The organism is Cohnella suwonensis (genome assembly GCF_042655365.1).
GTDB lineage: Bacteria > Bacillota > Bacilli > Paenibacillales > Paenibacillaceae > Cohnella > Cohnella suwonensis.
This window is the reverse complement of the sequence record NZ_JBHSMH010000003.1, coordinates 18,040-31,056: the sequence shown is the minus strand read 5'-3', so window position 1 is coordinate 31,056 and position 13,017 is coordinate 18,040. Positions and strand designations below refer to the sequence as shown.

8 protein-coding genes and 1 pseudogene are annotated in these 13,017 nt (G+C 51.8%); 3 read left to right on the top strand and 6 right to left on the bottom strand.

Annotated elements, in window-relative coordinates:
* Positions 1-3: 3 nt before the first annotated feature.
* The 4 genes from ACFPPD_RS01100 to ACFPPD_RS01085 form a co-directional block, all read right to left on the bottom strand.
* A complete protein-coding gene (locus tag ACFPPD_RS01100; RefSeq protein ID WP_209749271.1) occupies positions 4-1,461 on the bottom strand; it encodes a glycoside hydrolase family 32 protein in 1,458 nt (485 codons plus the stop codon).
* 89 nt (positions 1,462-1,550) lie between these two features.
* Positions 1,551-3,299, bottom strand: coding sequence for an extracellular solute-binding protein (locus tag ACFPPD_RS01095; RefSeq protein ID WP_209749272.1), 1,749 nt, complete (start codon positions 3,297-3,299; stop codon positions 1,551-1,553).
* Between the two features lie 72 nt (positions 3,300-3,371).
* The gene (locus ACFPPD_RS01090) at positions 3,372-3,998 is read right to left on the bottom strand and encodes a carbohydrate ABC transporter permease (protein WP_378081047.1); all 627 of its coding nucleotides are present in this window, start codon (positions 3,996-3,998) and stop codon (positions 3,372-3,374) included.
* Between the two features lie 285 nt (positions 3,999-4,283).
* Positions 4,284-5,138 carry an ABC transporter permease gene (locus tag ACFPPD_RS01085; protein WP_378081072.1) on the bottom strand — a complete coding sequence of 285 codons (855 nt, stop codon included), beginning with the start codon at positions 5,136-5,138 and terminating at the stop codon, positions 4,284-4,286.
* Positions 5,139-5,531: 393 nt separating this feature from the next.
* Between ACFPPD_RS01085 and ACFPPD_RS01080 the strand changes: the two genes are divergently transcribed.
* Positions 5,532-6,527, top strand: coding sequence for a LacI family DNA-binding transcriptional regulator (locus ACFPPD_RS01080; protein WP_209749275.1), 996 nt, complete (start codon positions 5,532-5,534; stop codon positions 6,525-6,527).
* Between the two features lie 112 nt (positions 6,528-6,639).
* Here ACFPPD_RS01080 and ACFPPD_RS01075 read toward each other — a convergent pair.
* Both ACFPPD_RS01075 and ACFPPD_RS01070 read right to left on the bottom strand, forming a co-directional pair.
* Positions 6,640-7,317, bottom strand: a pseudogene (locus ACFPPD_RS01075) (ROK family protein); the annotation flags it as partial.
* Between the two features lie 34 nt (positions 7,318-7,351).
* The gene (locus tag ACFPPD_RS01070; protein ID WP_378081070.1) at positions 7,352-9,922 is read right to left on the bottom strand and encodes an adenosylcobalamin-dependent ribonucleoside-diphosphate reductase; all 2,571 of its coding nucleotides are present in this window, start codon (positions 9,920-9,922) and stop codon (positions 7,352-7,354) included.
* A 450-nt stretch (positions 9,923-10,372) separates the two neighbouring features.
* On the opposite strand from ACFPPD_RS01070, the gene ACFPPD_RS01065 reads away from it, so the two are divergent.
* On the top strand, positions 10,373-12,109 hold the full coding sequence (locus ACFPPD_RS01065; RefSeq protein ID WP_209749292.1) for a DEAD/DEAH box helicase: 1,737 nt from the start codon (positions 10,373-10,375) through the stop codon (positions 12,107-12,109).
* A complete protein-coding gene (locus ACFPPD_RS01060; protein ID WP_209749278.1) occupies positions 12,106-12,990 on the top strand; it encodes a YqhG family protein in 885 nt (294 codons plus the stop codon). Before ACFPPD_RS01065 ends, ACFPPD_RS01060 begins: the two co-directional genes overlap by 4 nt.
* The last annotated feature ends 27 nt before the right edge of the window (positions 12,991-13,017 follow it).

The window sequence follows — 13,017 nt, the reverse complement described above, 5'->3', positions numbered from 1 at the left end:
CAACTACAATTGATATATCCTTACTTGATAGGGAATCTCGTTCTTCCCATTGCAAAAGAAAGATAACCCTAATGAGGATGAAGACGGGAAAATCAAATCTGTAATCACGACAAGACCGTCGTCCGCAAATACTTCCACTGATGAGCGATCTACAATAAGACGCAGCTGTAGACACTGCAGATCCGACGGCAAGATCGCTTGATGTATGCCAGCGAAATTCTTATGAAAATCAACGACTCCCGAACGAGTGCGGTTTACAAATACGACCGAATCCTTCACCGAATAACCTGCCACGGTTTCTTCCCGCTCCGAGGTTCTTAGCTTAAACCCGAAGGAGTCAATGCCCTGGGCAAGCTCAAATTCGGCTACAATCTCATACGTTTCCAGTTGCTGGTCCTTCAATATCAAATTCAGCTCGTTTACAGCTTCCCCTTCCACCTCTAGAAGTGGAGTTCTGATCTTTTCCAGTTCCAACACAGGACGTTGAATCAATACGGCTTCGCCATTCCTTGATTCCAGTGTAAGCTCTCTAGGAATCGTCATGGCGCCCCTCCAACCTTCGGTAGGAGTCTTATTCGAATATTTCCAATTGCTCATCCAGCCGATATAGATTCGGCGTCCGTCTTCTTCCGGTATGTCCGACCAACATACGCCTGCATAATTATCCCTGCCATAATCAAGCCAGCGAATCGTTTGGGAAGCTTCATCCGGTACGAAGGTACGACCGTCGAAATGCCCGGTAAAGTACTGGGTTCTTGAACCTTCCTTGATGTCAGGCTCGGCTCCAATGCTAACAAGCAAGACCCATTTTAGTTTCGTCCGATCCCCATCAACGGGCAATGCGAACAAATCAGGACATTCCCAGACGCCGTCATGGGAACCGATTCCTTCACCGAATTCGCTGTCAAAGGTCCATTCTCTTAAATTTGGCGAATGGTATAGGCAAACCGTTTGGCCGCAAGCGAGAACCATCACCCATCGCTTCGTTTCTTCATGCCAGAAAACCTTCGGATCCCGAAAATCGCGATATATGTCAGAAGTGATAACCGGATTACCCTCGTATTTGATCCAGGTCCTTCCGGAATCTTTACTATATGCAATACTTTGGGTTTGCTTTTGTGTCAACCCAGAATCATTATGGTGAGTAAAAATTGCTATTAGACCAGGCTTTCCGCCGAAAAAACCTGTTGTGTCGTTCCAATCTACCACAGCGCTGCCTGAAAAAATCATGCCCTTCTCATCGGGCGCAAGCGCTACAGGGAGTTGTTCCCATGTCATGAGATCCCTGCTTACCGCATGTCCCCAATGCATAGATCCCATTTCCGTTCCGTATGGATGGTGCTGGTAGAAAAGATGATATTCCCCATTAAAATAAACCAGCCCGTTCGGGTCATTCATCCATTTCTCCGTAGGAGAAAAATGAAACTTGGGACGGTACTTCTCAACTTTCACAGTAGACATAGACAAAATCTTCTCTCCCTTTCCATCCTTATTGCGGGTAAACAATGAGTTCTGTCAAAGACAGAACTCATTGTTTACCTATATTGCCCTTACTGTTTTACCACGCTTTGAATTTCTTTAGTGACTTGGTCGCCGCCTTCTTTTTTCCACTGTTCTACAAATGAATCAAAGGTGTCGATCGGTGCGCCGATAATGATTTTGGAGAACGTTTCATTCTCGAGTTTCTTCAAATTGGCCCAACGTTTATCCATTGTAGCGGTTTTTACATAAGTTAAGGTATTGACCCATTTGAACTTCCCGCTAACATAAGGCCTCAAGCCTTCGCCAAAGGAATAAACCAATCCGAAATCATTCGCCTTGTCCCCGGAGAAATCCCAACCCGAGATGTTCAAATTGTCGTACGGCTTGGTTTTAAAAGCGATCAACTTGTCGAAGATCGGGTTTGCGCCAGGATCGTAGCTGTCAAATTTAGCGTGGATCTCGTCAAGCGTACTCTTGCCCTCCTGATAGTCAAGCATTCCCTTCAAGATTAAGGCGGGACCGTCTGCGAGAGAGTACGTCAGGTAGAACGGGTAGGGATAATCCGACAAAACCGACCGGTCTTCCTTGGAGACGAATTTATCCAGGCTTTCTGTTTTAATGTTCAGCATTTTAATAATAGCTTCCGGGTGTTTGGCGTTCTTGCTGATGACCGCAAATTGAGAGGCTGCGTTGCCGCCTTTCGCCAAGGTAATACCGTCAGATCCGGAAGGCAGAAGGTAAGCCTGCCAGTTGGCGTTTTTATCGTTTTTCCAGCTGTTTCCGATCTCCGTGAAAGGGTTCCACCAAGTACCGAAGAACAACCCCGCTTTGTTGTTTGAAGTCAGTTCCTCTGTATTAGATGTCAACATACCCTTGGAAATCAACCCTTGTTTGTACATGTCGGACAACTTCTGGAGAGCCGTCTTTGTTTCGGGCAGAATCGAACCGTAAACCGCTTCACCTTTGCTGTCCTTCAACCAAAAGCCGGGGAAAGCGTTGAAAGCTGAGAATATAGGATCAAAGTGCAAGCTGAAGTTCTGGTCATCCATATCCTGGTACAGTTTCCCGTCTTTCTTCGGACCCACAAGGCCCACCGTATCCTGTTTGCCGTTGCCGTCCGGATCTTGCTCGACGAACGCTTTCGCCACGGCGGCAAGCTCATCCAGGTTCGTAGGCGGCTTGAGTCCCAGTTTATCCAGCCAATCTTGACGAACCCACATAACAGGCAAGAAATCCACAAGCGGTTTAGAGCCGGGAATGCCATACATCTTACCGTCTTGCTTGACCATGCTGTCGAACAATTCCTTGTTGGAGTCGTATACTTTCTTCACATTCGGGCTTGCGTACTTCTCCCAAACCTCGGAGATGTCCATGGCGAGGCCCGCTTTGACAATCGCTCTGTACTCGCTATAAGTCAGATTCGTCAAGTAATCCGGGATACTCCCGCTTGCGATTGCCAAATCCACTTGCTTCGGATAATCGGATGCGACGAATGCATTCTTGATCTCAATGTTGTAATCCGACTTAAGCTTCCTTGTGTACGCATTGTCTTCCATGGATTGGCCGTCAGGGTATTTCGCATCCGGGTTCGTCCATGTTCCCCTCGTAATAACGGTCAGTTCGGGTTGTTTGCCAAACGGATCCGCTTGCGTCTCCGCTGAAGTCGAAGACTGGTTAGCAGAAGATGTGGCCGAAGGCTCGCTGGAAGTAGCCTGCCCGTTGTCGTCTTTACCGGCACACCCTGCGAGCAAGGAAGCGCCAATAGCCAAGGACAAGGCTACTGCGCTTGCTTTTCTAATAATGCTTGATTCCTTCATACGTATGTTCCCCTTTACTTTTTTTTATGTCAAAGGACGTCTCCTTGGACAACAACGTTATGGACACGCCGGTTAGCCCTTCACGGACCCCAGCGTAATTCCTTTTACAAAATATCTCTGCAGGAACGGATAGATCGCCATCACCGGAATCATCGCCACAAATATCTTAGCCGCATTCAAGGAGTCGTTGTTCAACTTGGAAACCCGGTCGAGTTCTTCGAGGGACAAGTTCCCCACATTTGTTTGGTTCGACGAGACGACCAACTGTTGGATATAGGTTTGCAGCGGATAATTCTTCTCTTGCGTGGACAGGACCAGCCCCGAAAAGAAATCGTTCCAATGACCGACCATCGTGAACAAAAGAACGGTCGCCAACACGGGCTTCAGGAGCGGCAGCAATACTTGAAACAGAAATCTCCACGGACCGGCCCCGTCGATTTTCGCCGCCTCTTCCAGCTCTTCCGGCAGGTTCTTGATGAAGTTCGTAATTAGAATCAGGTTGAATATCGGAACTCCGCCGGCTAGGACCAAGCCCCAGACGCTATCCAGCATGTGGTAGTTCCTCATAGTGATATACCAAGGAATCAAACCGCCGTTAAACAACAAGCAGAAGACGAATACCCACATCAGCAAATTGCGTCCCGGAAATTGCTTGCCTGTTCTGGACATCGGGTACGCAGCCAGCAATAACACCAGCATCGTAAGCACCGCTCCAAGAACGACTCGTTCTGTCGATACCCAAGCCGATCTAAAAAATTTGGCATCCGACAAAATCGCGTCAAACGAATATAAATTGAAGCCAATCGGATAGAAAGAGACGATTCCCGCTTGCACGGCTTCTTTTGCACTAAACGCAAGCATCAAGGTATACCAGAGCGGCAACAAACACGCCAACGTTAAGATAATAAGAATGAACAAATTAATAACGTCAAATATTCTTGATCCCAATGAACGATCCTCGATCACTTTTGCTCCCCCCCAAACTTAGAAGACTCGGTAGCCTATAAGCTTCTTCGCCAGCCAGTACCCTGTCGTAATGAGTATAAAGCTGACGACCGATTTCAATAAACCGACCGCTGTGCCAAAACTGAAATCCAACCCCTGCAACCCTGCGCGATAAACATAAGTATCAATAATATCCCCGGTGCTGTACACGAGCGGGTTGTACAAGTTGTATACTTGGTCGAAACCTGCATCCAAGATGCTCCCAAGCGACAATATGCCTAGAAGTGCAACTGTGGTGCGTATGCCCGGCAAAGTTACATGCCACAATTTCCTCCAGCGACCCGCCCCGTCCACCACTGCCGCCTCATAGAGCGTATGGTCAATGCCGGTTAAGGCAGCCAAATAGATGATCGAGTTGAAGCCGAAGTTCTTCCATACATCCGATCCGATTATGAAACCTCTGAAAAAACCCGCATTTTGAAACAATAGGACTGGCTCATGGCCCATGAATTTCAACAGGCCGTTAACCGGACCCGTTAACGAAAAGATTTGCAGAATAATGCCGGATAAAATAACCCAGGACAAGAAATAGGGCAGGTATACGATCGTTTGAATAGGCTTGACCAAGAACTTTTGCTTTAGCTCATTCAGCAGCAACGCGAATAATAACGGAATGGTCAAATTGCCGATGATTTTACCAAGAGCAATCAACAATGAGTTCCTCAAAGCAACTCGCGAGTCATTTAAATCGAACATGTATCGAAAATTTTCAAGGCCGACAAAGTCCGAATGAAAAAAACCTTTTCCCGGGTTGAAATCCTCAAACGCCATCACAATCCCAAACATCGGAGTGATTTGAGTCATAACCAACCAAACAAAAACCGGAAGAAGCATAATCCAGTAATGCTTGACATCAGAATTCTTAAATCTCTTGTGCTTTAACCCCGCATTTTCAATCTTCAGGTTCGTATTCATTAGCGGGAATCCCTCCACATTCCAAAATTTACAAAGCAGGTGCAATCAAGATGTTTCGTGAATAACTGTGAATACGTATTACCAAGTTGGAAGCACTTACAACGACAGCATATCACTTTGATTAATTGGCTGTCAACATTGGATTTCGGGTTTTATCACTTAATCACACTGGCTATATAGGGTTGGATTATTCAAATCTTGGGAATACGTATTCTGAAATTATTTATACATTCCTGAATAAAAAAACTTTATTCAGAATTTATTATTACGCTTGGTTTTATGATATAGTAACTCTGAAAGGAGCTCATCCCGATGGCAAAAATGACGATGAAGGAAATCGCCAAAAAGGCGAAAGTGTCCCAACCGACCGTATCCCGGGTCCTTAATGGCCATAAAGGCGTCAGCGAAGAAATCGTAAATGCCGTTATGAAAGTGATTGAAGAGGTTGGCTATGTTCCCAATAAAGCGGCTCAAACATTGAAAAGAAGCAGCACGCACATTATTGGCATTTGCACAAGGGAGATCGACAATCCTTATTTCGTGGAGATCATTGATTCGCTGGAGCTTGAAGCGAGGAAAAGCGGATACAACATTTTGTTTCACAACTCCAAATACAATCCGGTGACGGAATGGGAGAACATCCAAAACTTCGTTTCCCGGCAGGTGGATGGCATCATCATCGTGCCTTCAAGCGATTTTAACCTGGAAAGGATTTCAAAGCTGGATATCCCCACCATTGTCATAACTAATAATAAAAAAATGCTCGACAGTGTCGGAATCAATCATTTTCAAGCAGGCAAATTGGCCGGGGAAAGCTTCGTTCATTCCGGGCACAAGACATTCGGATACATTGGATCGATTCAAGACGACGAAAAATTTTATGGTTTTGAAAACGTTTTGCAAGAAAACGGCTTTACATTTGACACAGATAACTTTCTCCTGGTCGAATCCTCCAACAGCACCTTTATGATTCGCAGATATATCGAAAAATATCTGGATGAGTCGGAAAAGCTGGAATTTACATGTCTGTTCGCGGAAAACGACATCATGGCCCTTGAGTTCATGAGAGCCGCGCAGCAAAGACAAATTCGGGTTCCCGAAGACGTTAGCATCATTGGTTTTGACGATACGTATCTGTCGAAAATCATGGAGATTTCAAGCATTCATCAACCGATTGGGGAAATGGTAAAGACTAGTTTTGAAATACTCCTGAACCGTATTAATCAAGAGGTGCCCACCAGTTTGGTAAATATTATGATGGAACCCACATTAATCGAAAGAAAAAGCTCCAAGTTTAGACGAAGATAATTTACCATGAGATCCTCAGAGTTTAAGAAGCGGTTGTACCGGAGGTTATACCGGGACAACCGCTTTCATTTTTTGAAACGAAAAAGAACCGGGGCACCCCGGTCCTTTCCGATCAACTCACTCTATCTTCCATAGCCTGCAATCCTAGCGCCAGGGCACCGCATAAACCGGCATTGTCGCCTAAACCGGGAGGAACGATATAGTCGTCGATGCTGTCTAAAACGGCCTTAGCGCTGACATAGCCGTTCAAATTGTTTTGAACCTCTGCGCGTATCATTGGGAAAAGCTGCTTCTGGTGCATGACGCCGCCGCCCAGAATGATTTTCTTCGGGGACAGCATAAGAATAGATGCTGCTACAGCTTGTCCGATGTAGAACGCTTCCATTGCCCATGCCGGATGGTCCACCGGAATGTCGCTGCCTTTCACATTCCTTCGCTTCTCGATCGCCGGACCGGCGGCCATGCCTTCCAGGCAATCCCCGTGATAAGGACACGTCCCTGCAAACCGATCTTCCGGATGGCGCCTAGTTAATAAATGACCTCCTTCCGGATGCACAAGGCCGTGAACCAGTTTCCCTTCCGCGAACACACCTACGCCGATTCCAGCACCTATCGTGTAATAGACACAGCTGTCCAAGCCTTTGGCAGCCCCCCACCTTGCTTCTCCGAGCGCAGCGGCGTTGACATCCGTATCCCATCCGAACGGAACGTCGAACACCTGCTTCAAGGCCGTTAGGAACGGATAGTTCGCCCAACCCGGCTTCGGAGTCGTCGTCACACATCCGTAGGAAAGAAAAGCCCCCGTCGCCGGGGGCTTTCCTCATTTAAGAACACTTGCTATAGCCGCAGTTGCCGCAAGTTTTGCAGCCTTCCACGTTCAGCAGCGATGCCGAACCGCAGGACGGGCACAAGTCCTTGGACGTATACGGGACTTTCGTTTTCTCCGTGACGACCGGAATCTCGGCCGTCGCGGCATGCTCGTTCTCGTGGTCGCCGAAGCCGGCGTGCTGCTCGAGCGCTTGGGCGACGGCGTCCGCGATCGACTCGACGCGGTTCGGGCCGAAGCCGACGGCGCCGGAGCCGCCGATGCCTTTTAAGTGCTTGACGAGCAACTGCACCTTGTCACCGTGGTCGCCGTACCGGAGGAACAGCGAGCAGACGCGGCCGAGCGCTTCCGCCATCGCGAACACGTCGGAGCCGGCCTTGCCGACGTTCAAGAAAATCTCTCCGGGCGTACCGTCGATGTCGTTGACCGTAATATACGCCATGCCGAACGGCGTATTGTATTTGTAAGTCGCGCCGCGAAGAATCTTCGGTCGGCTCTTGTATTGCTTGTCGAATGACTTCTTCTGCTCCGGCGAGACTGATACGTTAAACGACGCGCTGAGCGTTTCCGCCGGCGATGCGAGCGCGACTGCCGCCGCTGCCGGAGCTTCCGTGGAGGCTTCCGCTTTCGCTTCCGCCTTCTTCTCGTCCTTCGCCGTGCTCAGCACCTGAACGTCACGGCTGCCGTCGCGATAGATCGTGACGCCTTTGCAACCGAGCTCGAACGCCATCTCGTACAGCTCGGCGGTCTCTTCGATCGTGAAGTCGTTCGGGCAGTTCGCCGTCTTGGAGATCGAGCTGTCGACCCAGCGCTGGATCGCCGCTTGGACGCGGATATGATCCTTCGCGGACAAGTCCATCGAAGTGACAAACCATTCCGGAAGCTCCTCGCCCGGATGAGCGTCCTTCCACTCTTGCGCGATCGGCACGAGCTGCTTGTCGAAGCCGAGGCGGCTTTGACGGAAAAATTCGAAAGCGAAGTACGGCTCGATGCCCGTCGACGTGCCGACCATCGTTCCCGTGGAGCCCGTAGGCGCCTGGGTAATGACCGTGACGTTGCGCATGCCGCGCTTGGCGATCGCTTCGCCGACTTCCGGATACGTCTCGACCATGTTCTTCATGAATCCGGACTGCAGGAACGGCTCCGCTTCGAACGCCGGGAACGAACCTTTTTCGGCCGCGATCTCGGTCGAAGCGAGGTAAGCCTCGCGAGCCATGAAGCCGTACAGCTTGTCGAGGAATTCTAAGCTATCCGGGCTACCGTAACGGACTTCCAGGTGGATCATCAGCTCTGCAAGGCCCATCGTGCCGAGGCCGACGCGGCGCTCGTTCTGTTGGTTCTTCTCGTTCTCCGGGAAGTGATACGGCGTCTTGTCGATGACGTTATCCAAGAAACGCGTCGAGTAGCGAACGACTTTGGACAGTTCGTCCCAAGCGACGTCATGCTTCTCCGCGTCGTAGAACTTGGACAGGTTGATAGCGGACAAGTTGCAGACGCCCCAAGCCGGAAGCCCTTGCTCGCCGCACGGATTAGTACAGATAATCGGGTTGAAGTACCAGCTGTTGGACATCTGGTTGTAGTATTCCATGAAGACGACGCCCGGCTCGGCCGATTTCCACGCGCCTTCGATAATGCTGTTCCACACGTCGCGCGCTCGCACCGTACGGTAGTGAACGACGTTCTTTCCGAGCTTCTTCCACTTGTCCAAGTCGCCGTCCCACAGCGCGTCGTAGTCGACGTCTTTGGTATCCGGGAACACGAGATCCCAATCCGCGTCTTCTTTGACGGCTTTCATGAACGCGTTGCTAACGCATACCGATAGGTTCGCGTTCGTCACTTGGCCCATCGTCTGCTTGACGGTAATGAAATCCTGCACGTCCGGATGCCAGTCGTTGATCATGAGCATTAATGCGCCCCTCCTGGACCCACCCTGCTCGATCAAGCCGGTCGTGTAGCTGAACAACCCGCCCCACGATACGGCGCCGCTGGAAGATCCGTTTACGCCTTTAACGATCGAACGGCAAGGACGAAGGGACGACAGGTTGATGCCTACTCCTCCGCCGCGCGCCATGATCTCGGTCATCTCGGTCAGCGTCTGCATGATCCCTCCGCGGCTATCGTGCGGGGACGGAATCACGTAGCAGTTGAACAGCGTCAGCTCGTCGCTGGCGCCCGCGCCCGCCGCGATCCGTCCGCCAGGGACGAGCTTCCAGTCGTCCAGCAGCCAGCGGAATTTCTCGGACCATGCTTGTTGTTTCTCGGGGGTATCTTCAACGGAAGCCATCGCGTTCGCGAGCCGCGCCCACAGGTCTTCCGGCGTCTTCTCGATCGTAAGCGTCAATTTCTCGACGTTCGATTCAACCAGCTCGCCATTGCGAAGCTTGACGGTAACCGCGTTTCCTTCGCGATTAACGACTTCTCCGACTTCTTTGGCCGGGAATTTCGGATCGTCCTTCGTCAGGACGAGCACGACGTCGCCGACTTTCGTCAGGCTCGTGTCGGCGTTCTTCCAAGCGTAGCGATCCAGGAAAATTTTCTCGCTAAGGCCTTCCAACCGTTTCGACTGCATCGTGTTCAATGCGTTACACCCTCCCAAAATTCTTGATAAGATGAGATTTCGTCCGGTCTCGCAGCACGTTCTGGTGTATGTAAATTGTACAATATATTGTGTGCGATAACCAGTATACATCACCACATGTGGTGCTTCCATAGGTCGTTCAGCATGTCCCCGCAAAATAGCGAAAAACCGGGAAAGCGCACGATTAACGAAGATCGTTCCCGCGCGCGGGTTTCTACGCCGATCCTGTTTTGAATACGTCACGTTTGCTCATACTAACAGTGAGTGTTCAAAAAAAGCCGCGAAACGAAGGTCGCCGAGGAGGAGCAAACGTTGCAAACCCCCTACCCTTACTCTTCTCCCGCCGGCACGCCGTCCGGCTCGGTTTCGCCTGCCGCTCTGCCGCATGCCGGAATGCCGTCGCTAGACGAGACTGCGATCCCGCCTGCCGAGAAGCCGGCTATGAAGCCGTTCGGAGGCCCGGTATCCGACGTCCCTCCCCGCAAGCTTCACGCCCTAGTCGATCTGCATATCGAACATTCGGCTTTCGAAGAACTGGAGAGACGGGTCGAACGCAACGGTCCGTGGGACGATTGGACGATGTATCAGCTGTCGCTCGAATCGGAAGAATCGGCTCTCGTGACCGATTTTCATGCGCTGCGTTGCTTGTCCCTGCTACCGCACTTCGAGCCTCTTCCCCATCAAGTGGAGACGGCGCGCCGAGTGCTTCACGAGATGAGGGGACGAGCCATCCTTGCCGACGAGGTCGGACTCGGCAAGACGATCGAAGCCGGCTTGATCCTGAAAGAATACTTGATCCGCGGTCTCGCCAGAAAAGTGCTCATTCTCGTTCCCGCATCCCTCGTGTTGCAGTGGGTTCGCGAGTTGAACGGTAAGTTCGACATTCCGGCCGTCGCGCAGAAGAAAGCTTATACATGGGACAACGACATCGTCGTCGCTTCCATGGACACGGCTAAGCGCGAGCCTCACCGGGATGCGCTGCTGAACGAGGAGTTCGATCTCGTCATCGTCGACGAGGCGCACAAGCTCAAGAACAAGCGGACCGGCAACTACCAATTCATTAACGAGCTCCGCAAAAAATATTGCCTGCTGCTGACCGCGACGCCCGTCCAGAACGACTTGTCCGAGCTGTACAACCTGATCACGCTGCTGAAACCCGGACAGCTCGGCGGCGAAGGAGACTTCGCGGCCAATTTCGTCGCCGACCGCCGCGTGCCGAAGAACGAGGCCAAGCTGCAGGAAACGCTCGGCCAAGTGATGATCCGGAACCGCCGCAGCGACGGCGGCGTCGAGTTCACGAAGCGCGTCGTCACGAACGTGCCGCTTCGGCTGTCGCCAGAAGAGATGGCTCTGTACGAAGGCGTCACCGATTACGTGCGCAAGCACGCCACGGCGGACAACGGCGTCGACCTGGCGAGCATGCTCTCCCTCGTTACGCTGCAGCGCGAAGTATGCTCCAGTCGCGACGCGGTGTTCCTGACGCTCATCAACCTGTTCAAGAAGACGTCCGAGGAATCCCCGCTTCGCGCTCGCATCTGGGAACTGGTCGAGCTGATCAAGAGCATCAAGTCGAACACGAAAGCGGAGAAAACGATCGAGCTCGTCCGCGCCATGAACGACAAGGTGATCGTATTCACGGAGTATCGGGCGACGCAGGAGTATTTGCTGAAATTTTTCAAAGAACACGGCTTGACGGCCGTTCCTTACCGGGGCGGCATGAACCGCGGCAAAAAAGACTGGATGATGGACTTGTTCCGCAGGCGCGCCCAAGTCATGATCGCGACCGAAGCCGGCGGCGAAGGGATCAACCTTCAGTTCTGTCACCATGTCATCAATTTCGACCTGCCCTGGAACCCGATGAGAGTCGAGCAGCGCATCGGGCGCGTCCATCGGCTCGGACAGACGCAGGACGTCGAAATCTATAACCTGTGCACCCTCGGGACGATCGAAGAGCATATCGTACACCTGCTCCACGAGAAAATCAATATGTTTGAATTGGTAATCGGAGAGCTCGACGAGATCATCCAGCAGTTCGAGAAAGAGGAGTCGCTCGAGCGCAAGCTGGCCCAACTCGTCTTGGAATCGGCGGACGGGAACGAGCTCCGGGAGAGGATCGACGGACTCGGCGACACGCTCCTCGCGACAAGGGACCAAATGAAACGGGAGAGTCGGCCATGAACGCGAAGCAGGTTCAGAAATACGTCATGAGTTATCTCGAATCGACAGGCAGCTTTATTCTCGAGAAGAGCCCTTCGTACGTAACGGTCAAGCTGTCCCCCGAAGCGGACCGGGCGCTCACGAACCGTACTTATTATTGGAGCTTCGTCGACCGCACGGGCGCGGAGCCGGAGACGATGACGTTCCGGTGGACGTTCGAGCCGCCTTCGATGGCGGAAAGGACGTCGGCCAATCCGATCTCTTATATCGTGACGGAGTCGGGGCGGATCGTTCAGGAGGATGCTTATTACGGCTCGCGCAGGCTGTTGCAAATATTCGAAGCGGCCCACCAGTGGGGACGATGCGTCACGATGTTCGAGGAGCCGCCGCGCGGCAAGAGCGATCCTTTCGGTTCGCGACCTTATACCGCTTGGCTCGGGGCTAATTTCAAGGTCGGCTACGAATGCGACATGAAGAGGGAAGAAATATACGGGTGGGGCATTTCATTGGCGACGGGAATCATTAACGAGAAATTCATGGAGTCGCTGAAAGACAAGAAGCTAACCCCCCGCCTGCCGTCCAATGTGCATCTGCTCCGGAACGGCCTATCGCTGCGCAAGGCGATGAACCAGCTCGAGACGACGATGGAACGGAAGCTGAAGGGCGGCGACTTCTCCTGGGCGGCGGACGCGGAGGAACGCAGGCAAGACGAGCTCGGCCGCATTCGTCACTATTACGAGCCGATGCTGGAAGCGATGACCCATCCCGACCAGCAGCCGCAGAAGGAAGCGGTCGCCGCCCGCTTCGAACAGAGACAAGCCGAGATCGACTGGCAATATCGCCCGCGCGTGACGCTCTCCGTCATGAACTGCGGAATTTTTCATCTGCCGGGTATCGAATGACCGACCGTTAGCCGCAAGCTACGAGGT